The 23,100-nt window shown below is 63.7% G+C and carries 23 protein-coding genes; 8 read left to right on the forward strand and 15 right to left on the reverse strand.

Annotated features, from left to right (window positions below; all coding sequences use genetic code 11):
• Positions 1-25 precede the first annotated feature (25 nt).
• The gene (locus PQ627_RS13800) at positions 26-1,069 is read right to left on the reverse strand and encodes an LLM class flavin-dependent oxidoreductase (RefSeq protein WP_274261897.1); all 1,044 of its coding nucleotides are present in this window, start codon (positions 1,067-1,069) and stop codon (positions 26-28) included.
• A gap of 35 nt (positions 1,070-1,104) precedes the next feature.
• Positions 1,105-1,662 carry a dihydrofolate reductase family protein gene (locus PQ627_RS13805; RefSeq protein WP_274261899.1) on the reverse strand — a complete coding sequence of 186 codons (558 nt, stop codon included), beginning with the start codon at positions 1,660-1,662 and terminating at the stop codon, positions 1,105-1,107.
• A 150-nt stretch (positions 1,663-1,812) separates the two neighbouring features.
• Between PQ627_RS13805 and PQ627_RS13810 the strand changes: the two genes are divergently transcribed.
• The gene (locus tag PQ627_RS13810) at positions 1,813-2,220 is read left to right on the forward strand and encodes a DUF6153 family protein (protein ID WP_274261902.1); all 408 of its coding nucleotides are present in this window, start codon (positions 1,813-1,815) and stop codon (positions 2,218-2,220) included.
• 124 nt (positions 2,221-2,344) lie between these two features.
• Positions 2,345-2,971 carry a DUF305 domain-containing protein gene (locus tag PQ627_RS13815; protein ID WP_274261904.1) on the forward strand — a complete coding sequence of 209 codons (627 nt, stop codon included), beginning with the start codon at positions 2,345-2,347 and terminating at the stop codon, positions 2,969-2,971.
• 134 nt (positions 2,972-3,105) lie between these two features.
• Here PQ627_RS13815 and PQ627_RS13820 read toward each other — a convergent pair whose 3' ends face one another.
• The 9 genes from PQ627_RS13820 to PQ627_RS13860 form a co-directional block, all read right to left on the reverse strand.
• Positions 3,106-4,044, reverse strand: coding sequence for an ABC transporter permease (locus PQ627_RS13820; RefSeq protein ID WP_262275726.1), 939 nt, complete (start codon positions 4,042-4,044; stop codon positions 3,106-3,108).
• Entirely contained in the window at positions 4,034-4,765 is a 732-nt protein-coding gene (locus PQ627_RS13825; protein ID WP_144659293.1) for an ABC transporter ATP-binding protein, read from the reverse strand. The genes PQ627_RS13820 and PQ627_RS13825 overlap by 11 nt, the downstream gene beginning before the upstream one ends.
• Positions 4,766-4,880: 115 nt before the next feature.
• Entirely contained in the window at positions 4,881-6,044 is a 1,164-nt protein-coding gene (locus PQ627_RS13830; RefSeq protein ID WP_274261907.1) for an ABC transporter substrate-binding protein, read from the reverse strand.
• Positions 6,045-6,197: 153 nt separating this feature from the next.
• Positions 6,198-7,151, reverse strand: a complete 954-nt coding sequence (mmuM, locus tag PQ627_RS13835) for a homocysteine S-methyltransferase (protein ID WP_274261909.1) — start codon at positions 7,149-7,151, stop codon at positions 6,198-6,200.
• 97 nt (positions 7,152-7,248) lie between these two features.
• Positions 7,249-8,652 carry a sulfate adenylyltransferase subunit 1 gene (locus PQ627_RS13840; protein WP_144659290.1) on the reverse strand — a complete coding sequence of 468 codons (1,404 nt, stop codon included), beginning with the start codon at positions 8,650-8,652 and terminating at the stop codon, positions 7,249-7,251.
• On the reverse strand, positions 8,653-9,612 hold the full coding sequence (gene cysD / locus PQ627_RS13845; protein WP_144659289.1) for a sulfate adenylyltransferase subunit CysD: 960 nt from the start codon (positions 9,610-9,612) through the stop codon (positions 8,653-8,655).
• Entirely contained in the window at positions 9,609-10,343 is a 735-nt protein-coding gene (locus PQ627_RS13850) for a phosphoadenylyl-sulfate reductase (protein ID WP_274261911.1), read from the reverse strand. The genes cysD and PQ627_RS13850 overlap by 4 nt, the downstream gene beginning before the upstream one ends.
• Positions 10,340-12,082, reverse strand: coding sequence for a nitrite/sulfite reductase (locus PQ627_RS13855; protein WP_274261914.1), 1,743 nt, complete (start codon positions 12,080-12,082; stop codon positions 10,340-10,342). Before PQ627_RS13855 ends, PQ627_RS13850 begins: the two co-directional genes overlap by 4 nt.
• Positions 12,083-12,235: 153 nt before the next feature.
• Positions 12,236-12,934, reverse strand: a complete 699-nt coding sequence (locus tag PQ627_RS13860; RefSeq protein WP_274261916.1) for a sirohydrochlorin chelatase — start codon at positions 12,932-12,934, stop codon at positions 12,236-12,238.
• Positions 12,935-12,997: 63 nt separating this feature from the next.
• On the opposite strand from PQ627_RS13860, the gene PQ627_RS13865 reads away from it, so the two are divergent.
• Together PQ627_RS13865 and PQ627_RS13870 are read left to right on the forward strand one after the other, a co-directional pair.
• On the forward strand, positions 12,998-13,669 hold the full coding sequence (locus PQ627_RS13865) for a trimeric intracellular cation channel family protein (RefSeq protein WP_274261918.1): 672 nt from the start codon (positions 12,998-13,000) through the stop codon (positions 13,667-13,669).
• Between the two features lie 13 nt (positions 13,670-13,682).
• Positions 13,683-14,105 carry an SMI1/KNR4 family protein gene (locus PQ627_RS13870; RefSeq protein WP_144659284.1) on the forward strand — a complete coding sequence of 141 codons (423 nt, stop codon included), beginning with the start codon at positions 13,683-13,685 and terminating at the stop codon, positions 14,103-14,105.
• 181 nt (positions 14,106-14,286) lie between these two features.
• On the opposite strand, the gene PQ627_RS13875 is transcribed toward PQ627_RS13870, so the two are convergent.
• The 4 genes from PQ627_RS13875 to PQ627_RS13890 all read right to left on the reverse strand — a co-directional run bounded on the left by PQ627_RS13875 (position 14,287) and on the right by PQ627_RS13890 (position 18,972).
• Positions 14,287-15,153: a DUF559 domain-containing protein gene (locus PQ627_RS13875; protein WP_274261921.1), complete on the reverse strand. Its 867-nt coding sequence runs from the start codon at positions 15,151-15,153 to the stop codon at positions 14,287-14,289.
• A gap of 574 nt (positions 15,154-15,727) precedes the next feature.
• Positions 15,728-16,831, reverse strand: a complete 1,104-nt coding sequence (locus PQ627_RS13880) for a polyprenyl synthetase family protein (protein ID WP_274261922.1) — start codon at positions 16,829-16,831, stop codon at positions 15,728-15,730.
• A gap of 9 nt (positions 16,832-16,840) precedes the next feature.
• A complete protein-coding gene (locus PQ627_RS13885; protein WP_274261924.1) occupies positions 16,841-18,184 on the reverse strand; it encodes a geranylgeranyl reductase family protein in 1,344 nt (447 codons plus the stop codon).
• A gap of 26 nt (positions 18,185-18,210) precedes the next feature.
• Positions 18,211-18,972, reverse strand: a complete 762-nt coding sequence (locus PQ627_RS13890; RefSeq protein ID WP_274261926.1) for a demethylmenaquinone methyltransferase — start codon at positions 18,970-18,972, stop codon at positions 18,211-18,213.
• Between the two features lie 91 nt (positions 18,973-19,063).
• Here PQ627_RS13890 and PQ627_RS13895 point away from each other — a divergent pair, with 91 nt between their 5' ends.
• The 4 genes from PQ627_RS13895 to PQ627_RS13910 all read left to right on the forward strand — a co-directional run bounded on the left by PQ627_RS13895 (position 19,064) and on the right by PQ627_RS13910 (position 23,061).
• Positions 19,064-20,413: an isochorismate synthase gene (locus tag PQ627_RS13895; RefSeq protein ID WP_274261929.1), complete on the forward strand. Its 1,350-nt coding sequence runs from the start codon at positions 19,064-19,066 to the stop codon at positions 20,411-20,413.
• 158 nt (positions 20,414-20,571) lie between these two features.
• The gene (locus PQ627_RS13900) at positions 20,572-21,369 is read left to right on the forward strand and encodes an ABC transporter substrate-binding protein (protein ID WP_018776840.1); all 798 of its coding nucleotides are present in this window, start codon (positions 20,572-20,574) and stop codon (positions 21,367-21,369) included.
• A 94-nt stretch (positions 21,370-21,463) separates the two neighbouring features.
• Positions 21,464-22,255, forward strand: a complete 792-nt coding sequence (locus tag PQ627_RS13905; RefSeq protein ID WP_144659278.1) for an amino acid ABC transporter permease — start codon at positions 21,464-21,466, stop codon at positions 22,253-22,255.
• Between the two features lie 11 nt (positions 22,256-22,266).
• Positions 22,267-23,061 carry an amino acid ABC transporter ATP-binding protein gene (locus tag PQ627_RS13910; RefSeq protein WP_144659277.1) on the forward strand — a complete coding sequence of 265 codons (795 nt, stop codon included), beginning with the start codon at positions 22,267-22,269 and terminating at the stop codon, positions 23,059-23,061.
• Positions 23,062-23,100: the final 39 nt, after the last annotated feature.

The raw sequence follows: 23,100 nt of genomic DNA on the forward strand, positions 1-23,100 counted from the left end.
CCTCCGTGGACGCCGGCCGGAGGGGTTACACAGCGCGGCTGGCGCTCCATCCGAAGGCCGGGGCGATGTGCTGTGCCACGTTGCCCAGGAGCTTGGCGTTGTAATCGACGCCGAGCTGGTTGGGCACAGTGAGCAGCACCGTATCCGCAGACTGGACAGCTGCGTCCTTGGCCAGCTCTTCTGCCAACTGGTCCGGTTCCCCGATGTAGCTCTTGCCGAAACGGGACAACGCGCCGTCGAGAATTCCAACCTGGTCCTGGCTGTCCGCTTGGGCGCGAAGGCCGAAGTAGTGGTTGTCGACGTCGTCCACGATTGGGATTACGCTGCGGCTGACCGAAACCCTCGGCTCGAAGTCATGGCCGGCAGCTGCCCAGGCTTCGCGGAACATCCGGATCTGCTCGGCCTGGAGTTCGTCAAAGGGCACACCCGTATCTTCGGTGAGAAGCGTCGAACTCATGAGGTTCATCCCCTGCTCGGCCGCCCACACCGCCGTCTTACGGGTGCCGGCGCCCCACCAGATCCGTCGTGGAAGTCCTGGCGATTGGGGCTGGATCGGGAGCAAACCCGTGGCGCCACCGGAGTAGTGCGGATCCGCCTCCGCCACGCCGTGCCCTGCAATGGCTTTGCGGAACAGGGCAGTGTGGCGGCGGGCCATATCGCCCCCGTCTTCGCCATCGGCCGGAACGTAACCGAAATTGGCGGCGCCATTCCGTGCGGGCTCGGGTGAACCACGGCTCACGCCGAGTTGCAGCCTGCCGTCACTGATCAGGTCGGTGGCCGCGGCTTCCTCTGCCATGTAGAGGGGGTTTTCGTAACGCATGTCGATCACCCCGGTACCCATCTCGATCCGGCTGGTCCGGGCTGCGATGGCGCTCAGGAGCGGGAACGGTGATGCCTGCTGGCGCGCGAAGTGGTGCACACGGAAGAAAGCTCCATCGATACCCAGTTCCTCCGCTGCGACAGCGAGTTCGATCCCCTGTTTCAGGGCCTCGCCGGCTGTTGGTACCAGGGAGCCCGGGACGCGGGCCCAGTGGCCGAAGGACAGGAAGCCGATCCGTTTGTTGTGCATGCCCGTCACAACACCGGTGAATGCCGGCGCATTCCTCAACCAGCCCGTCGATAGTGCATGGCAACCGCGCCGTTGCCCAGTGGTTCCGCGGATACCAACTCCAGGCGCCGGGTACTGGGCAAGCCATCTTGGTACAGGGTGGGTCCGTGACCGGTGATCATGGGATGGATCAGGAACTTGTACTCATCAATGAGGTCCAGCCTGTCCAACTCCGTGGCAAGCTTCCCGCTGCCTACCAGCACTCCAGCGGGGGTTCTGTCCTTGAGTTCCTGGACCGCCGTGCGGAGGTCGCCAGTCAGATGGTGGCTGTTGGTCCAGGGGAAGTCACTTCTCGACGCCGAGACGACGTACTTGGGCTTGGTCTCCAGCGTCACCGCCCAGTCCTTGAGGGATTGCGGGGCATCGGTCTCGCCACTGGCGACGCCAGGCCAGTAGCTCTCCATCATTTCGTAGGTAGTGCGGCCCCAGAGCATCGCGCCGCTCTCTTCCAGGAGCCGGGTGAAGTGGGCATGCGTCTCGTCGTCGGCGATGCCCTCGCGGTGGTCGACGCAACCATCCAGGGTGACGTTAATGCTGAACGTTAGGAGGCCCATTTGGCGATTCTAGGCGTTCGGCGGGGAATGCACAGCGGATAAACCAACATCAGGTGCGAAACCGCGATGCTGCACTGCATTGGGATACCCTCCCGGGGTATGCTGCTGTTGTCAGTGACGTGCAGGAGGTGGTGGAGAAAGGTGAACAGCGTGACAGTCCTGCGGTTTGTCGCCACCATTCGACGGCGGGTCCCACTCCTGCTGCTGGTGGCTGCTGTGATCGCGGGAATCTTCGGAATGCACGTCGTCAACGGTTCCCACAGTGCGCATTCGACCAGCGCGTTAACTGTCGCGGCACAGCATGAGCACGGATCCCAGCACCTCCAGACATCCTCGCCTGCCGACGCCGATCAGTGCACGGCAGGCAGTTGCTCCTGCGCGCAGACGGGCAACGCGAACTGCACCCCTTCGCACCAGACAGGCTCCTTGGCGGCGCCGCCTCCAGGTGACGCCGTAGTCGTCATTGCCACGGCCTCGGCTCCCCGGGACCCCAGTCCGTCCTGGTCCTACCAACCAGCCCCACCCACCCCCGGGCAACTGAGCATCAGCAGGACGTAAGCAGCTAAATGGGTCGCCGTACGGCTACCCGTCCACACCCCGGGCCATGGCTTGGGGAACACATCTGCTTACCCTTGGCGGTCGACCAACGGGCCGCCTGAAATTGGCAAAGGACCAATCACTGATGAACAAAGCACGCTTTATTGTTGCCGGAACCGCCCTTGCAGGCCTGATTGCGCTGACGGGATGCGCGTCCAATTCCGGCTCCGATTCGATGCCGGGCATGGATCACGGCCAGTCACCGGCTCCGACCGCGACTACCAGCCCTTCCGTGACCAGCACCGCGTCGGACCACAACGCGGCGGACACCATGTTCGCCCAGATGATGATTCCGCACCACGCCCAGGCCATCGAGATGTCGGACGCGATCCTGGACAAGAAAGATATTCCGTCCGCGGTAACTGCCTTGGCGGTTCAGATCAAAGCGGCCCAAGCACCCGAAATCGAGAAAATGACGGCATGGCTGAAGGGCTGGAGTGAGCCCGTGATGGGGTCCTCCGCACATAGCGGACACGGCATGGACGGCATGGTGAGCGACACTGAGCTGCAGAAACTCAAAGACGCCCAAGGTGCGGAAGCAGCCAAGCTCTACCTCACCCAGATGATCGCGCATCACGAAGGTGCCGTGACCATGGCCGAAACCGAGATCAGCCAAGGCAAGTCTCCCGAGGCGGTGCAGCTGGCCAAGGACATCGTGGCCGCGCAGGAGAAGGAGATCCAGGACATGAAGGCCCTGCTGGCCGGTCTCTAACACGCCGTTCCGTAAACGCCCGACGGCGGGAGGCCGCCGTCGGGCGTCCCGAACAGCAACGCGGGGTCACTTGTGGCCCATGTTGATACCCAACATGGGCCAATAGTGACCCCGCGTTGCTTGTTAAGGGGGGGTTAGCGGCTGCTGCCTGCCAGCAAGCCACGGCGCTGGAGCAGGCGCTTTTCGATCGGGCCAAAGACCAGCAGTTCGATCAGGATGCCCACGAAGAGGATCAGGAGGATTGCGGACATGACGATCGCCATGTCTGACAACGCGCGGCCCTGATCCAGCAGGGAGCCGAGGCCAAAGCCGATCGTGCCGCCCACTGCGATGATTTCAGCGGCCATGAGGGAGCGCCAGGAGAAGGCCCACCCCTGCTTCAAACCACCGATGTACCCGGGAAGGGCCGCCGGGAGGATGATCTGCAGGGCCATCTGCAGCCGGTTCGCGCCGAGCACCGTGCCGACGCTGCGGAACTGCGGCGGGATTTGGTCGACGCCGGAGATGAGGCCGTTGATGATGGACGGGATGGCACCCATGAGCACCACGAAGTACACGGTGGCGTCCGTCAACCCGAACCAGATGATGGCAGCAGGAACCCAGGCCACGGATGGCAGGACCTGCAGACCTGAGATGAGCGGCCCAAAAGCACGCCGAAGAGGTGCAACCTGTGCCAGCAACAGGCCAATCGGCGTTGCCACCACGACGGAAATCAGGAAGCCGATCAGACCGCGTTGCAGGGAGGTCCAGACCGATTCCTGGACCTTGCCTTCACTCCACAAGACGCCCAACTGGGTCAGTACATCCAGCGGCCCCGGGACCTGGTCGCGGCGCTTGAGACCCAAGGACACGTAGAACTGCCAGGCCAAAACCAGGACCACGAGTGCCACGATCGGCAGCAGGATGCGCTTCCACTCGATGCCGCGTTGACGGCCAACGTCCGACTGCAGGTTATCCAGACCCGCTTCAAGGTCGCGAAGCTCGGAGGGGTTGCCTTTGATGGACGGCGAGGTGATGTGGTTCTGGTCGCTCACGGGGAGGGTCCGCTCTTCGGTGGTCTGGTTACTTGGCATGGCGGCGGATCTCCTCGCGAAGTCGTCGGGTAATGACGCCGGTCAGCTCCCCTGCGCGGCCGGCATCGGTGCGGTGCTCTTCAGTGACTTCCCATTCGGCCACGACCCGGCCTGGGCGCGAGGACAGCAGCAGTACCCGCTGGCCCAGGCGCACGGCCTCGCGGACGTTGTGGGTGACGAAGATGATGGTTCGCCCGGTTTCCTTCCAGATCCGCTCCAACTCATCGTGAAGAAGGTCCCGGGTGATGGCGTCGAGCGCGGCAAACGGCTCGTCCATCAGGAGCACCTGCCGGTCCTGGGCCAGCGAGCGGGCAAGGGCCACACGCTGGCGCATGCCTCCGGACAGCTCGTGTGGACGCTTGTCGCCGGCTCCTCCAAGGTGGACGAGCTCCAGCAGCTCGGTTGCCCGCGCACGTCGGCTCGCCTTGCTGCTCGACTTGTCGGCCAGCTGAAGGGCCAGTTCGATGTTGCCTCGTGCGGTCAGCCACGGGAACAGGGCTGAGTCCTGGAACATGAACGCCGCACCATCGCTGGGGACTTCCAGAGCGCCCGACGTCGGCTGCTCAAGTCCGGCGATGATGTTCAGCAGGGTGGACTTGCCGCAGCCGGACGCACCGAGGAGGGCGACAAACTCGCCCTGCCCGATCGTGGCGTTGACGTCGTCCAGGACGGGAGCCCCGTCGCCGAAGCGTTTGCCCAGGTTCTCCAGTACAACTGGCATGGTCCCGTCCTTCGTTTGTTGTTCGTCAAGCTGGTACTGCCTGAGCCGTATCCGGGGTCCGGATGCGGCCAAAGGCCGGCCCGCCCCGCGAGGGGGCGGACCAGCTTGTTACTGCTTAGTCCTGGCCGAGACCGGCGGCGGAGGTCTTCTTGCCCTCCACCTCGTTCAAGGCGCGGAGGTCGAAGATGCCGTTGATGTCGGCGGTCTTGGTGGTGCCTGCGTCAACACCGTCCTGGAGGAGCTTCTTGTACGTTCCTGCCAGGGGGTCGGTGGTGAACTTGATGTTCTGCAGCGCGCGGTCGATCACGTTGGCCGGAAGCGGTTTGCCTGCGGTGTCCTTGAGGACAGCGTTGATGGTGCTCGCCTTTTCCGAAGCCGAAGCCGAGTTCAGCCAGTTCACGGATTCGACGTGGCCCTTCAGCAGAGCCTTGACGGTCTCCGGGTGTTCAGCTGCGAACTTCTTGTTCACGATCAGGATGGTGGTGGTGAAGTCACCCTTGTCCCACAGGTCCTTCTCGTCCACCAGGACCTTCGCGCCGGCTTCCAGCACCAGGCGGGAGGCCCAGGGCTCAGGCAACCACGCGCCGTCGAGCTTTCCGTCTTGGAAAAGCTTCAGGGTCTGGGCGTTTTCGGTCGGGTTGATGTTGACGTCGCCGCTGCCGTCAGGGTTGGTCTTGTAACCCTGGTGGCCGAGCCAGGCGCGCAGTGCCACATCCTGGGTACCGCCGAGCTGCGGCGAAGCGAGCACTTTGCCCTTGAGGTCGGCTGCGGAGTTGATCTCCGGCTTGACCACCAGCTGGGCACCACCGGAAGCTGCGCCGGCGATGATGCTGATGGATTCGCCGTTGCTCTTGACGAAGGAGTTGATGGCCGGGTTCGGGCCGATGTAGGTCGCGTCGATGGCTCCGGCATTCAGGGCTTCGATCGCGGCGGGGCCGGCGTTGAAGATCTGGGTGCTGAGCTTGGTGTCGCCGAGTTCCTTGGCGATGAAGCCCTTGCTGGTGCCGACCAGGGCCGGGCCGTGGGTGACGTTGCTGAAGTAGCCCAGCTTGAGCTCGGCTGCCGGGGAGGTGTTGGCGGCCGGTGCTGCCTGGCTGTTGTAGTTGTTCGAGACGACGGAGGCTACGGCTGCGCCTGCACCGATCAGCAGGACCAGGCCGACGGCCAGTCCGATCTCGAGGGTGCGGCGGCGCTTGGGCTTGGCTGGGGTCTGTCCCGCGACGATGCGGGTGGTGCCGGAATCAGATCCGGGCTTGGGTGACTCGGGAGTGTTCGACATGGGGGTCCTTAGGAGATTTTTGGGATGCGAAGCGGGGCGAAGATCAGGCCCCTAACATCGCCCATCGAGGGCAAGGAAGGACCGTTCCGGAGTGGTCATGAGTTCACAGTAGGGACTGTCATATTTCGGCTTCAATCCCGTAGAAATCAAGGTTCATGAAGGGTCACTTGGCGTCATATTGGCCGAAAGGGCTTCAATGTCCTTCGGATTCGTGCGGCAGCAGCCGCCCAGCAAACGGGCTCCACGGCCAAGCCACTCCCCCGCGTTCCCGGCCAGGGTTTCTGCAGACAACCCGTTGCCGGCCGGTCCCCACGTCTTGGTCACGGCGTCATACGTCTCCCCCGAATTCGGGTACGCCACGAGTGGCTTGTTGGAGGACTTAGCGAAGTTGCCCAGCGCCCCGGTCACCAGTTCCAGCGGCACACAGTTAACCCCAACGGCGGCCACGCGCGGTTCCGCGCTGAGCAGCGCGGCCACGTCCGCGAGGGGCGTTCCGTCACTGATGTGGGCGCTGTCCCGCAGCGTGAACGTAAACCAGGATTCGACGTCGAACTCCGCCACGAGCGCCAACAGCGCCTCCGCTTCGGCGTACGACGGCAGCGTCTCGCAAGCCAGGAAGTCCGCGCCCGCTTCAACCAATGCGGCGATGCGGGGCCGGTGGAAGTCCCGGAATTCCGCGGGAGAAAGCGTGTAATCGCCCCGGTACTCTGAGCCGTCGGCGAGGTAGGCGCCGTACGGTCCCACCGAGCCGGCCACCAGCAAGGGCCCCGAACCGGGGTTGGCCGCGAGGTACTCCTGGCGGGCCTCATTGGCCAACCGGACACTCAGCGAAACCAGCTCCAGCGACTCCTCCACGGACAGACCGCGACGCGCGAAACCCTGCGGCGTCGCCTGGTAGCTTGCCGTGATGGCCACGGAGGCACCGGCGTCGAAGTAGTCGCGGTGGACCTGCTTGATCAACTCCGGCTGCTCCAACAGGACCTTGGCGGACCAGAGCGCGTCCTCAAGGTCGCAACCGTGGGCTTCCAATTCCGTGGCAAGCGCTCCGTCCAGGACCAAGTCCTTGCCGGCGTCCAGGAGGGTGCTGAGCGTGGTGTTGCGGGGCATACGGCCTTCCCAAAAAGAAACCGCGACTTGTTCGAACATCACGCTCCACAAAGGGAGGGGCAGCGAACAAGCCGCGGTTTTGTTGCTGTCTGTGTCCTTAGATGACGTAACGTTCGTCTTCGTGGTCACCGGGGTGGTCCTTGACCAGACCCGCGGCCAAGGTATTGCCGTCAATGGGGTCAATCACCAGGAAGGCACCCGTGCGACGGTGGTGCAGGTAGTTCTCCAACGGCAGGGCTGCGGCGAGCCGGAGCTGCGCGTTTCCGATGTCGTTGAGTTCCAGCGTTGACGTCGGCTCCACGGCAAACGTGGCCAGGTCCAGCTTGCCTGTGACGTTGCGGACCAAAGCCTGGACCGTGCGCGTTCCGTGCTTCACCAGGACCTTCTGGCCTTCGCGCAGGGGCTTCGGCGACAACCAAGCCAGCGATGCGTACAGGTCAGCCGAGCTTTCGCGAACGGTTCCGGCCGCAGCGATGGTGTCCCCACGGGCGATGTCGATCTCGTCAGCCAAACGGATGGCCACGGACTGCGGCGCAGCGGCCTCTTCCAAAGACTGGCCCGCGAAGTCGATGCCCACCACGGTGGTAACGCGCGGCTCGTGGCCCGGGCTGATGACGGACACTTCGTCACCTACCTTCACGGAGCCTTCGGTGATCTGCCCGGCGTAGGCCCGGTAGTCACGGTAGGCCTCCACATCGAGTCCGGCAGCCACGGCATCAGGGGCCAGGGCACCTTGCGGACGGATGACCAGCTGGACCGGGAATCGGAAGCTTTCCAGTTCAGCTTCGAGTTCATCGGCAGCCGGGAGGGTTTCGAGGACCTCCAGCAACGCCGGTCCCGTGTACCAGGGAGTGCGCTCGGAACGGTCCACCACGTTGTCGCCGTCGAGGGCCGAGACCGGCACCACCAGCAGGTCAGCGACTCCATCGGAACCCAGGCCCAACTCGCGGGCCACCTTTTGCACGTCGGCCTCGATGTCGCGGAAAACCTGCTCGCTGAAGTCCACCAGGTCGATCTTGTTCACAGCGACGATCACGTGGGCCACGCGCAGCAGCTGCAGCACGGACAGGTGGCGGCGGGTCTGCTCCAGCACACCCTTGCGGGCGTCAATGAGCACGACGACGGCATCCGCCGTGGAGGCGCCCGTCACCGTGTTCTTGGTGTACTGAACGTGGCCGGGGCAGTCCGCGAGGATGAAGCTGCGGCGGTCGGTTGCGAAGTAGCGGTAGGCAACGTCGATGGTGATGCCCTGTTCGCGCTCGGCACGCAGGCCGTCGGTCAGCAGGGCGAGGTCGATGCCGCCCTTGTCGCCGCCGAAGCCGCGGTCCGCCGAGGTGCGGGCAACGGCGTCGAGCTGGTCGGCCAGGATCGCCTTGGAATCGTGAAGGAGGCGGCCCACCAAAGTGGACTTGCCGTCGTCGACCGATCCAGCGGTTGCGAAACGGAAAAGGGTGGTGGGCAGGGCTGTCTCCAGCCCGGCAGCCAATGTTTCGGTGCTCATTTAGAAGTAGCCGTCCTTCTTGCGGTCTTCCATGGCTGCCTCGGAGATGCGGTCATCTGCGCGGGTGGCGCCACGTTCGGTCAGGGTGGAGGCAGCGACTTCAACTACGACGTCGGCCACGGTGCGTGCGTCGGACTCGACGGCACCTGTGCAGGACATGTCGCCTACAGTCCGGTAACGGACCAGCTTGGTGATGACGTCCTCGTGGGGCAGCGGCTGGGAAACTTCGCCCACTGCACGCCACATGCCGTCGCGGGCGAAGACTTCACGCTCGTGGGCGTAGTACAGGCTGGGAAGCTCGATGTTCTCGCGCTCGATGTAGCGCCAGATGTCCAGCTCGGTCCAGTTGCTGATGGGGAACGCACGCACGTGCTGGCCCACGGTGTGGCGGCCGTTGTACAGGTTCCACAGCTCGGGACGCTGGTTGCGCGGATCCCACTGGCCGAACTCGTCGCGGAGGCTCAGGATGCGTTCCTTGGCGCGGGCCTTGTCCTCGTCTCGACGACCACCGCCGAACACGGCGTCGAACTTGTTCTTCTGAATCGCGTCCAGCAGCGGAACCGTCTGCAGCGGGTTGCGGGTGCCATCTGCGCGTTCGGCCAGTTCGCCGCGGTCGATGAATTCCTGGACGGAACCCACTACGAGCTTCAGGCCCAGTCGCTCAACGGTGCGGTCGCGGAAATCGATGACCTCGGGGAAGTTGTGCCCGGTGTCCACGTGCAGGACGGGGAAAGGCACCTTGCCCGGCCAGAATGCCTTGGTAGCCAGGTGCAGCATTACCACGGAGTCCTTGCCGCCGGAGAACAGCAGCGCAGGCTTCTCGAATTCGGCAACTACCTCACGGATGATGTGGATGGCCTCGGACTCAAGGGTGTCCAAGCTGCTCAGGCGCTCGACCGAGGGGGCGTCTACTGCCGCTGCAACTTCCACCGTGGACTCCTCTGTTGTGTACGTGCTCATGTGTGTAGTCCGCATTCTGTCTTGTCGGATCCTGCCCAGCGGCCGGCTCGGGGGTCTTCGCCCGGGGCCACTTTGCGGGTGCAGGGCTGGCATCCGATGGACGGGTAGCCCTGGCTCAGGAGGGGGTTGACGGGGAGGATATTGTCCTCGGAGTACTCCAGCAGCTGATCGAAGGACCAGTCCACCATCGGGTTCACCTTGACCAGGCCGAAGCTCTCATCCCAAGTGACCACCGGGGTGTTCGTGCGGGTGGGGGCTTCGTCGCGGCGGACGCCGGTGAACCACACTTCGTAGCCCGCCAAGGAGCGGCGCAACGGCTGGACCTTGCGGAGGGCGCAGCACTGGGCAGCGTCCCGGGCGAACAGGTCCTTGCCCAACAGGCGGTCCTGCTGCTCCACCGTGTTTTCCGGAAGGACATCCACCACGTTCACGCGCAGGTTTGCAGCTACTTCGTTGCGGGTGTCGTACGTTTCCTTGAAGTGGTAGCCGGTTTCCAGGAACAGAACGTCGACGCCGGGAAGCTGGTCCGCTACCAAGGCCGGCAGCACGGCGTCGGCCATGGAGCAGGCAACGGTCACCGCGGGCAGCTCGAAGTTGCGCGCAACCCAGGCAATGGCTTCCTGCGCAGTCGCGTTCCAACCAAGCTCCGCGGCACCGGCTTCAGCCAATGCCTTGAGTTCTTCGTGGGACCGCAGCGTGCGGAGCGCCGGAAGCGTCTGGGGATCTGTCATTGGAGGTCTCCTTCATCTGCGGAGTGTGCCCACTCAGCGAAGGTCTGGCCCTCGGCGCCGACGGCGACGAACTTGCGGACCACGCGCTCCACATAATCGGGCAGGTCTTCCACCGTGACCTTCAGGCCGCGGACGGTACGTCCCAAACCAGCTTCCTCGCGCTCGTTGTTGGCCAGCCCGCCACCAAGGTGGACCTGGAAACCCGGGGTGGGGTCGCCGTCGGGCGTTGGCAGCATCATGCCCTTCAGGCCGATGTCGGCCGTCTGGATACGGGCGCAGGAGTTCGGGCAGCCGTTGATGTGGAGGGATAGTGCAGAGGGCAACTGCTTGGTCTCCACGAGGTCGGCCAGGCGGCGTTCCAGTTCTGCGATGGCCGTGGCAGCGGTGACCTTGGTTTCGACGATGGCCAGCTTGCAGAACTCGATGCCCGTGCAGGCGATGGTGCCGCGGTGGAACACAGACGGCCGGGCTGACAGGCCCAGGGTGTCCAGTTCGGAGATCAGCGGTTCCACCTGTTCCTTGGCGACGTCCAGGATGACGAGCTTCTGGTGCGGGGTGGTCCGCAGCCGGTAGCTGCCGTGCTGCTCCAGGGTGTCCGCGAGCTTCACGAGTGCCTCGCCCGAGGTACGGCCAACCGTCGGCGCAACACCGATGAAGAACTTGCCATCCTTCTGCTCGTGGACACCGATGTGGTCGCCGGGAGCGTTGGGCTTCGGAGCGGCGGGACCATCTGGAAGCTTGAAGCCGAGGTATTCGTCCTCGAGGATCTGGCGGAACTTGGCAGGACCCCAGTCGTTCATCAGGAACTTGAGGCGGGCCTTGGTGCGCATGCGGCGGTAGCCGTAGTCACGGAAGATGCTGGTGACACCCAGCCACACCTCAGCGGCAACATCGGCCGAGACAAAGACACCAAGGCGTTCGGCGAGGCGGGGGTTGGTTGACAATCCGCCGCCGACCCAGAGGTCGTACCCAGCGCCGAGTTCGGGGTGGACAACGCCGACCAGGGCAAAGTCGTTGATTTCGTGCACCACGTCCTGGGACGGGTGGCCCGTAATGGCGGTCTTGTATTTACGCGGCAGGTTGGCCAGCTCGGGGTCGCCGATGAAACGCTCGGCGAGTTCGTGGATGAGCGGCGTGGGATCGATGATCTCATCCTTGGCGATGCCCGCAACCGGGGAGCCAAGGATGACGCGCGGCACGTCGCCGCACGCTTCTGTGGTGGACAGGCCGATGCCCTCCAGGCGGCGCCAGATCTCGGGCACGTCCTCCACGCGGATCCAGTGCAGCTGGATGTTCTGGCGGTCGGTCAGGTCGGCTGAGCCGCGGGCAAAGTCCACGGAAATCTGGCCGATGACGCGCAGCTGCTCGGTGGTGAGGGCGCCGCCGTCGATACGCACGCGCAACATGAAGTACTTGTCTTCGAGTTCGTGCGGTTCAAGCGTGGCGGTCTTGCCGCCGTCGATCCCGGGTTTGCGCTGCGTGTAGAGGCCCCACCAGCGGAAACGGCCGTGCAGGTCCGTGCCGTCGATGGAGTCGAAGCCTTCTTTTGAGTAGACAGACTCAATGCGCTCACGGACGTTCAGCCCGTTGTCTTCCTGCTTCCAGGTCTCGTTGGCGTTGAGCGGCGTGGTGCCGTCGACCTTCCACTGGCCGTGGGGCTTGGCAGCCGGACGGGTGCGTGCTGGGCGCGAAGGGACTGCGGCGTCAGCGGACGCACCGGCTACAGCTGTATCTGTCATACATCGACTGTAGGTCTGGCCAGATTTGGCCAGCAAAGGTCTGGAAATGTTGAGTCACCTAGGGAAACATTTCGTCACGAACACGCCGACGGCCTTGTTCCGGGGCGCTGGATATGCAGGTCCCGAAAGCCCCGATTTCCTTGCAAACAAAGGTTAGGAGAGGCTTTCCAACACCGCGTCGTAACGCTCCAGTGCAATCTCCGCCAGAATCGTCGAAGGAAGTAATGGAGCGGCAACGACGTCCGCCCCGGCCTTCGCGAGCTGGTCATGGAAGTAGCCGGTAGCCAGCAGGTAGGAGGCGACAAAAACGCGGCCACCGCTTCCGGCGAGCTCCGCACGCAAGGAGGCGACGCCGTCGGGCACTGTCGGCTGGGCGCTGGCACCATAGGCGACCCGCACCTTGTTCGGCAGCAGCTCGGCGAGCAAACGCGCCTGCTCCTCCGAATCGACCGACCCGTCCGGCAGCGAGGACCCAGCGGCAGCCAGCAGCACGCCGTCGTTCTCCTGCAGCCCGGCGTTGCGCAAGTGCGTGGCCAACAGCTCCGCCAGCCGCGGATCCGGACCCAGCGGCCGGGCGGCCACCACTTCGGGCCGGCTCTTGATCGCCTTGGGTACGTCCACCTTGATATGGAAGCCGGTAGAGAGCAAAAGCGGTACGACGACGGCGGCAGTCCCCTCGGGCAGGCCCTCCACCACTCCGCCCAGCTCGGGCTCCTGCACGTCCACGTAGGCCTCCAGGACCTGAAGCCCGGGACGGAGTTCCTCGATGTCGGCCATGACCTGGCGGATGGCTGCCTGCCCCTCGGCGTTGCGGGTTCCGTGGGCACAGGCGATCAAAACGGGGCTGTTCATGGGAGCTAGCGTAACGTTGAGCCAGCACCTGTTGTGAAGCACGTTAAGAAAGAACCAGTCCCCTTGATTTCCTTTGACATTGTTCTTCTCTGGCTTGACCTCATCGGTGTGTTCTTTTTTGCCGTCTCGGGGTCCTTGCTGGCTGCCCGGAAGCAGTTCGACTTTGTTGGTTCCATCCTGCTGGCCTCCATCGCAGCACTTGGTGGCGGCGTCATCCGCGACATCGTCATCAACGCCGGGCCACCCATTGCCTTCACAAATCCGGCGTATCTGGCACCTCCACTGCTCGCGGCGATGCTGGTCTACTACCTGTTCTCGTCGGTGCAGCGCTTCACCTCCCTGTTGACGCTGTTCGACGCCGGCGGCCTGGCCTTGTTCTGCATCACCGGAACCCTGAAGGCAATCAGTGCCGGCATGAACCCGGTTGCTGCGATCCTGCTGGGCGTCACCACGGGCGTTGGCGGCGGATTGCTGCGGGACATCACGGCGAACGAAATCCCTACCTTGTTCAACAACCGCGATATCTATGCGCTTCCGGCCTTTGTCGGAGCGGGGCTGACCACATTGATGTGGCACCTCGGGCTCTTCAGTGGGCTGACGGCCTGTGTCATCGCCGGGGTTGTTTTCGCGTTCCGGGTTACGGCCTGGCGACGCAGCTGGTATGTGCCATTGGCGGTCCGCGGATGGCACCGCGCCGGGACAGGCGGAGGCGCAATTTCGGGTGCCCGGGATTAGCTAGGATAAGAGCATGACTGACATGTTCCTCGAGAAGTTCCGCGCGCTGGTCCCAAAGTATCTCGAGGATGAATGGCAGGAAGAAGACGGCCTCACGCCGGACGAACTGGACGACGCCCTCGCTGAACACTCCTTCACCATCCCGCTGGTCCTGCGCGAGTTCTACCTTGCCATCGGCGGTTGCGAGGACCTCATGGAGGCCTACCACTACTTCTGGGACCCCGAAGAACTCGAAGTCGATGACGAAGGTTTCCTCATGTTCCTGGAGGATGAGGACGAACAGTTCACCTGGGGTTTCCGCACTGCCGACCTCAACATCCCGGACCCCATTGTGTGGCGCCGCAACAACGCCCGCGGCCAGTGGAAGAGCGAGGAAGGTACGTTCTCCGAGTTCGTGTTCGACATGTTTGAGTGGGCGTTCAACGACGAAGACTAGGTTTTCCTGCTTTGCCAGCCCCCGCGCAGCCGTTGGTTGTGCGGGGGCTGTTTTTGTAGTGGCGCCCCGTACCGCCGCGACCCACATTGGTTTCCATGCATCGCGCCACGCCGTTTCCCGGGGGTCCTGGCCTCCTTCTGCTCGCAAAGTTGGTGGTGGCGGCACGGCTTTGGGCCCATGATTACGACGGCGGCGGGCCGGCTATGTAGCGGAAGGGCCCGTAGCGGCCGGTCTCCCTGTTCCGAAGTACGGCCAGTACCTCGTCCACCATTTTCTGTGGCCGATATACGACGTCTTCGTAGTAGTAATGCAGGCTCATGAACCCGCTTCTTAGGGCCGCATTGCTTCGGTACCAATCCTTCTTCACCTGCTTTGGCTTGAAGTGTGTCCCGCCGTCGAGTTCAACAATCACGCAGTCCTCGATCAGGCAATCCACTTCACCTACCTTGGGGATGTCTGCATGCATCTTGACGCGGAGGCCCGCCCTTGTGAAATGCGTATGGGCGAGGACTTCCAGGAGTGAATCGGCTCGCGGAAGGACAAGATTCAGAATTGCGCGGGCTTTGCCGTTGCGGTTTCCTCCCATCTTCTTTTCCAGGAATTCTGTGGTCAACAGTGCTTGGCTGACCGCGCTCTGCACCATGACCAGTGATTCCAGCTCCGGCAAACATCTCATGGCATGCAGCAGAACATCTCCAACACCAGCCACCGGCAGATAGGGGTGACCCGGGTGTATGCACTGACCGTGGTGGACCACACGGTGCCGGGCCAACCCTGTTCCGCAGCTGAGATGCAAGTCCTTATCGCTATTAAGGGTCCACAACCGATAGAAGCGAGCGGCGGAAACGCAGGTCAACTTTCCATTGGCACGAAACGCCGCTACGACGTCCGGCGCTGCCTTCCGTGAAACGTACACGCCGCGATGGAGCCTGAAGACAGCCCCGCCGCTGATGGCTTTGGCCAAGTCCCGACGTGTAAAGCCCGCTGCATATAGTGATTTCGCAGTCGCGGCCCCGTCACGGCTGCCGAGGAATTCAACGATGTCCATGGGGAAATAGTCCAACCGGGACTGCTCACTTGGTTGGCGGGAGTGGGTCTATGTGGAAAACCGTCCGCGCCTCCCCCACCCACTTCGCCGCAACACGAGGCCGCAACACGCCCCAGTTCCGGCGCGTCACCCGCTCCTCAGCATCAATGCGAGTGCCGACGGCACAGGATGAACCTGTAAATCACACCACCAGAAACGAAAATCCGTTGACGTGAAGAGTTGCCAATTTGACAGGATTGTCATAAGCTATTCACGGATCCACTAAATGCCTCCGGTGGGTCTGATGCGAACGGAGATTGTGGTCCCGGTTCGGTGCAGCGTATGACTCGTAACGTTGCAGCGGACCGGGGCCATTCCGGTTTAAGCGCCCTGTGAGCCAAGTGCCGCGTGCCCCCACCACCCACTTTGACCCCCAGTAGGCAGGACACGCCGCAAAACCGTGCCCACCAGTCCGGATAACCGCCCAAAGTTGGTCGCGGCGGCACAAGCTCGATTGAAACGGCACAATCCCGGACGCACAAAAAAGGCAGGCGCCCGGCCCATGAAGGTCCGGACGCCTGCCAACAAACAGTAACTAGCTGCTGCGGTCCACCACGGCGTGGGCAAAGTTGGTCAGGGAGTCCTTCACGACACCCTCCGGCAACGGGGCCAAGGCCGCGACAGCCTCGGCGGACCACTGGCGGGCGATCTTCCAGGACTCGCTGGTGACAGGGTGCTCACGCAGGCCGGCCACGGCCTCAGCCAGCGCCGGGTCGGAGGAGAGGTCGCCGTCGATCAGTTCAAGAAGGGCGACGGCGGACGCGTCGCCCGCCGCTGCGTCACGGCGCAGCAACAGCACGGGCAGGGTGGGAACGCCTTCGCGGAGGTCCGTGCCCGGGGACTTGCCGGACTTCACCTTTACACCGGTGACATCAATGACGTCGTCGGCCAGCTGGAAGGCGACGCCAACCTTTTCGCCGTACTCCACCAGCACGTCCTCGTATTCCGGAGCAGCGCCGGCGAAGATCGCGCCGAGCTGGCCGGAAGCTGCAACCAAGGACCCGGTCTTGTCGGCGATGACGGACAGGTAGTGCTCCACGGGATCTTCGTCCTCGCGCGGTCCCACGGTTTCGTGCAGTTGGCCAAGGCAAAGCCGCTCAAAGGTGCGGGCCTGGATGCCGAGAGCCCGGGATCCAAGCTCGGAAACCAGGATGGAAGCCCGGGCAAAGATGAGGTCCCCCGTCAGGATGGCCACGGAGTTGCCCCAGACTTCGTGGGCAGTGGGAGCTCCACGGCGGAACGGCGCGGAGTCCATGACGTCGTCGTGGTAGAGCGTGGCAAGGTGCGTCAGCTCAACGACAACGGCTGCCTGGACAACCTCGGGACGTGAGGCGTCGCCCAGGTGCGCGCACAGCAAAGTCAGCAGCGGGCGGATGCGCTTGCCCCCGGCTTCCACCAGGTGCCGCGACGTCGCGTCAGCCAGAGGGTCCGAGTTGGAGATCGCTTCGCGAAGCTTCTTCTCCACGCGCGCAAGGTTGTTGGTGATGGCCGGGCCAAGCTCGGCGTCGCCTGCGATGGCAGCAAAACCTGCGGGCAGCTGGAGCCCCGTTGCAATGGCCGTGGTGTTCAGGGAAGGCTCGTTGGAGTCCGGCAAGCCGTGCCCGGCATGCGTCCAGCTGTGTTCGGCAGAGTTCGTCACGGGTTAACCCTAACTAGTTGTTGCGGAAACCGCGGTGTCGGAGCCTGCCTGCGTCAAGGCGCGGGCAGAGGAAGTGTTGGACGTTGCCGGAACCAGCATCTCAAGGACCCGGATCACGCGGTCTTCGAAGCCCTTCGCGGACGGGTCGGTCAGGTTGGCGAGCATGCGCACCACAAAGCGCATCAGGACCGGAATGGGCATGCCCGTCCGCAGCGCAAGCTTCATCACTGCAGGCTTCCCAATCAGCGTCGCAAACATCCGTCCCAGCGTGAAGTGCGAGCCCCACTGCTCACGCACGTATTCCGCGTACCGCGAAAGGTGGGCATCGGCGTCGTGCGTGGACCAAGCCGCAGAAGCGGAACGGGACGAACAATCAATCAGGAACTCAGCCGCGAACCGGGCCGACTCCATCGCGTAGGAGATGCCCTCACCGTTGAACGGGGACACCATGCCGCCGGCGTCGCCGAGCAGAAGCAGCCCGGGCGAATAATGCGGCGTGCGGTTGAAGCCCATGGGCAGGGCCGCGCCGCGGATCTCCCCCACCTGGTTTTCCGGGGTGAAGCCCCACTCGGAGGGCATCCCGGCGGTCCATTCGCGCAGGACCTGCTTGTAGTCGAGCTTGCCGAATTCCTTGGAGGAGTTCAGGATGCCCAGGCCCACGTTGGACGTGCCGTCGCCGACGCCGAACACCCAGCCGTAACCGGGCAGCGGCTTACCGGATTTGCCGGGCAGTTCCAGCCAGCCTTCCATCCAATCGTCCTCATGGCGGGGCGACGTGAAGTAGGTGCGCACGGCGACGCCCAGCGGCCGGTCGTCACGCTTGTGCATGCCCAGCGACACGGCGGTTCGCGTCGAGTTACCGTCCGCGGCGAGTACGACGTCGGCATGGAAGTCGCGCTGTTCGCCCGTCTTGCGTCCGGACTCGTCCAGGATCGCTGCGCGCACTCCGATGACACGGCCGTCGTCGCTGGTCAGCGCTGAGGTGACGCTGTGGTGTTCGAGCACCACGGCGCCGGCAGCCTGGGCGTGACGGGCAAGGTCCTCGTCAAAGCCCAGGCGGGTGCGGATCAGGCCGTAGGTGGGAAAGTCCGCGACCTCCGGCCAGGGCAGTTCGATGGTGCGGCCGCCGGCAATGAGGCGAAGGCCCTTGTTGCGCCGCCACCCCTCGTCAACGGCGTGGGGCAGGCCGAGCTTCTGGATCTCGCGGACGGCGCGCGGAGTGAGTCCATCTCCGCAGACCTTCTCGCGGGGAAACGACGTCTTTTCGAGCACGGTGACGTCGATGCCCGCTTGGGCGAGGTAATACGCGGCCGTGGACCCGGCAGGGCCCGCGCCAACAATCAGTACTTTCACGTCGTCCTAAGTCAGGCAGTACGGAGCTAGCCGGCCTGTCGGCGCGGTTTGATCTGGCGGCGCAGTTTGGCCACGGGAACACTTTCGCGGTGCTCGGCAGGCTTCTGTGCACGGTGTACGGCTACGATCCCGCCGCTGAGGTTGCGGTAGGTGATGTCCGTCCATCCTGCATCGGCAAGCCACTGCGCCAGGTGGTCCTGGTCCGGCCAGGCGCGGATGGACTCGGCGAGGTACACATAGGCGTCCGGGTTGGAGGAGACCTTGGTGGCGATGGCCGGGAGGGCGCGCATCAGGTACTCGGTGTACAGGTTGCGCCACAGGGGAACCACGGGGTGGGAGAACTCGGCGATGACCAGCCGGCCGCCGGGCTTGGTCACACGCAGCATTTCCTCAAGGGCCTTGCGGGGTTCCACGACGTTGCGCAGGCCGAAGGAGATGGTGGAGGCATCAAAGCTGTTGTCCGCGAACGGCAGGTTGGTGGCATCCCCTGCGATGAAATCGATGTCGGGGCGGCGGCGCTTGCCCACTTTGAGCATGCCCAGAGAGAAGTCGCAGGCCACAACATCCACGCCCGCGTCGGCGTAGGGCTCGCTGGATGTTCCCGTTCCGGCGGCGAGGTCGAGGACTTTCTGCCCCTTCTTTACATCCATGGCGTCCACCACGATCCGGCGCCAACGCCGGGTCTGTCCCATGGACAGGACGTCATTGACGACGTCGTATTTTGGGGCGACATCATCAAACATCGTCGCAACTTCGTCCGGACGCTTTTCCAAGGATGCTCGGTTCACCCAGTAATTGTCTCAGACATTCCGCCGACTTTGCTGCGCTGTAGAAGTCGGCTCAGGTTCTGCTCCCGCGCGGGAGTACTGTTGTTCCATCATGACGAGCACGCTCCGCACCTTGACAGTCCCCCTCGATGTTGGATCATCCCCCGGGGGGCTGCCGTCGTTTCTGGTGCGGGACGACGTTCTTTGCTGGTCGCGGCGCGAAGCCGGCCTGGTGGGCTACGGCGAACTGACCCGTTTCAATGCCACCGGCCCCGAGCGTTTCCTTGAGGCCGACATCTGGTGGCGGCACCTCATTCTTGAGGCAGAAATCACTGACCTTGTGGAACTCCCGGGCACCGGTCCCGTGGCATTTGGCTCCTTTGCTTTCTCCAAGACGTCCCCGCACGTCTCCCGCCTGATCCTCCCGGAACTGGTCATCGGCATCCGCGACGGCCGCGCCTGGGCCACCCAGTTGACGTTCGACGGCGACCCCCTCACCGAAGCGGGCGTCCTCGCCAGCGTGGACCGCTGGCTTTCGGGCAGCAACGGTGAGGAGTCCACCCAAGGAGGGTCCGACGTCGGGCCGTCACCTGAAGCTGTTGCCGCCGATGGTTCGGCCGGTTACCTCAGCCATGGTTCGCTCAGCGAAGCCAACTGGATGGAGGCGGTGGCCGATGGCGTCGAGGAGATCCGCGCGGGCAAGCTGGAGAAGCTGGTATTGGCGCGCGACGTCGTTGCCACCCTGCCGGCCGGCGTAAACGCGGCGGAGGTTCTTCGCCAGCTGGCCGCGAGGTACCGCGAATGCTGGACGTACGGCGTTGACGGCTTGGTTGGCGCGACGCCCGAAATGCTGATCCAGGTGGAGGGCCGGACTGCGCAGGCCCGGGTCCTCGCCGGAACGTTGGACCGTCGGGATGCTGACGGTATGGACGGCTCCCCCATGGAATACGCCGAGCGGGTATTGGCCGGCTCTGACAAGCAGCGGCACGAGCATGAGATCGCCATTGATTCGTTGACCCGCCAGCTGGCTCCTTTCTCCGAGGCGATGAACTCCCACAGCGAGCCGTTCATTCTTGAGTTGCCCAATGTGTGGCACCTGGCATCGGATGTGAAAGCCGAGCTGGCCGATATTGAGGGTCACGTGCCCACTTGCCTGGCATTGATCAACGCCCTGCATCCCACCGCTGCCGTCTGCGGAACTCCCACCCTGGTGGCCGGTGCCTTGATCCGGAAACTCGAGCACCTCGACCGTGGGCCGTACGCCGGTCCTGTGGGGTGGCTCGATGCCGCAGGCAACGGAGAGTGGGGCATTGCGCTGCGCGGAGCGGTCATCGAAGATGCCAACACCGTGCGCCTGTACGCGGGGTGCGGAATCGTCGAGGGTTCGCAGCCGGAGGCGGAATTGGCCGAGACCTGGGCCAAGTTCCGGCCGATGCTGGAGGCGTTGGGCATCAAGCGCTAAATCTGGGATTCCAGACAGAGCTTCTGTTGCGGTGGTTGATAAGTGCGTAAACTGGTTATCTAATAGTGAAACTTCGTTTCCTGTGATGCACATCTCATGTTCGGGGCTACACTAAAACCGACTCAGTTCAGCATCCACCGCAACAAAAGGTAAAACACATGCAGATCTCCCGTTCGGTTCTGTCCGGCACCAAGATTGCCGCCGTGCTCGCAGCCGGCGCATTGGCCCTCACCGCCTGTGGTGGTTCCTCCACCCCCGCAGCCTCCGATGGCTCGGGCCTGAAGCTCATCAACGCCGGCAAGCTGACTGTATGCTCGGATGTCCCCTACGAGCCCTTCGAATTCCAGAAGGACGGCAAGATTGTCGGCTTCGACATGGACATCGCTGCAGAGATTGCCAAGGACATCAAGGCAGAACTCAACGTGGTGGACAGCTCCTTCGAGGCCATCGAGACTGGCACCGCACTGACCGGCTGCGACGTCTCCATCTCCTCGATCTCCATCACGGACGTCCGCAAGAACGTCATGGACTTCTCCAACCCGTACCTGGACGATGACCTGACCCTCGTGGCCACCTCCTCCTCGGGCATCAACAACATCGACGGCGCCAAGGGCAAGAAGGTCGGCGTCCAGCAGGCGACCACGGGTGCCCAGTACGCCAAGGACAAGGGCATTGACGCGCAGCAGTTCGAGGACTCCGGCTTGCTGGTCCAGGCCCTCAAGGCCGGCACCATCGACGCCGCCATCGGCAACCAGTCCGTTCTTGGCTACGCCATCAAGGACGATTCGAACCTGAAGCGCGTTGAGGACTACGCGACGGGTGAGAAGCTGGGCATCGCCATCAAGAAGGGCAACACCGCCATGGCCGACGCTGTGAACGGCACCCTGAAGCGCATCACTGACGACGGCTCCCTGAAGAAGTTCCAGACCACCTGGTTCGGCGAAGCCACCAAGTAGTCCGAGCCCCGGCTCTCCCGAGATCCACGCAGGCGGGCCCCGAAACGATACGTTGTTTCGGGGCCCGGCTGCGCAACATGAATGTGAGAACACCATGGCAATGACTGCACGTCAACGAGCCAAAGTCAGTTTGTACGTCCAGGCGGGCATCTTCGTTGTGGTCCTGGCCGCAGTGATCCTTGCCGTGGACTGGAAGACGATCGGTAACAGCGTCTTCAACTTCGCCAAGATCGGCCCGATGTTCCCGGACATTTTCCTGGTGGGCCTCAAGAACACCCTCATCTACACAGCGCTGGCCTTCGTGGTGGGCTTGTCCGGCGGCCTCCTGCTCGCGTTGATGAAGCTCTCCTCCTTCCCGCTGTACCGCTGGATCGCCACCGGCTACATCGAGTTCTTCCGCGGCGTCCCTGCCCTGCTGGTCTTCATTGCCTTCGGCTACGGTGTCCCGCTGGCCTTCGGTGTCCAGTGGGATGTCAACGTGGTGGTCATGGTTTCGCTGGGCATGGTGGCTTCGGCCTACATCGCTGAAACCCTCCGCGCAGGCCTGCAGGCCGTGCCCAAGGGACAGATGGAAGCAGCCCGTTCGCTGGGCATGCCCCACTGGCGGGCGATGGTTTCGATCGTCATTCCCCAGGCGTTCAAGATCGTCCTTCCCCCGCTGACCAACGAGATCATCCTGCTCACCAAGGACTCCTCGCTGATCTACGTCCTGGGCCTTACGGCTTCCCAGTACGAGCTCACCAAGTTCGGCCGCGACGGCATCTCGAGCCTCGGTGCAGGACTCACCCCCTTGCTCGTGGCTGGTGCTTTCTACTTGGTCATCACCATCCCGTTGAGCCTCCTTGCAAGGAAGTTCGAAAGCCGCTCCGCGCGGACCAAGCGATAGGCAGGACAGTCATGAACAACTCCACTGGGAGCACGGCCGCCGTTCGCGCCGCCGGCGTCGACATCAAGGACCTCCGCAAGTCCTACGGCAGCAACGAGGTCCTCAAGGGCATTTCACTGACCGTGGAACCGGGCCAGGTAGTCTGCCTGATCGGCCCGTCGGGCTCCGGCAAGTCCACCCTCCTGCGCTGCGTCAACCTGCTGGAACACCCCAACGCCGGCACCATCAACGTTGGCGAATTCGAGGCCACCGATCCCGACGTCGACCTCAACAAGATGCGCCAAAGCGTCGGTATGGTTTTCCAGCACTTCAACCTGTTCCCGCACCTGAGCGTGCTGGACAACTGCACCATCTCGCAGATGAAGGTGCTCAAGCGGTCCAAGTCCGAAGCCGGCGAGGTAGCACGCCACAACCTGGAACGCGTCGGCCTTGGACACTTGGCGGACCGTTTCCCGGACCAGCTCTCCGGTGGCCAGCAGCAGCGCGTGGCCATCGCGCGGGCGCTGTCCATGGACCCCAAGCTCATGCTTTTCGATGAGCCCACCTCCGCGCTGGACCCTGAAACCGTGGGCGACGTCCTCGCCGTCATGCGGAAGCTGGCCCAGGAAGGCATGACCATGCTGGTGGTCACCCACGAAATGGGCTTCGCCCGGGAAGTGGCCGACCGCGTCGTCTTCATGGATGCCGGCGTTGTCGTGGAGGAAGGCCCGGCCGAGCAGGTCATCAGCGCCCCCACCCAGCCCCGTACCAAGGAATTCCTGCGCCGCGTCCTTGACCCGACGCACATCAGCGTCGAGGAAGCGTAAGTCTTCCTGCTGCGAAGGCGGGCGGCACCCCACAAGGGT

The organism is Paenarthrobacter sp. AB444 (assembly GCF_028736865.1).
GTDB classification, from domain to species: Bacteria; Actinomycetota; Actinomycetes; order Actinomycetales; family Micrococcaceae; genus Arthrobacter; species Arthrobacter nicotinovorans_B.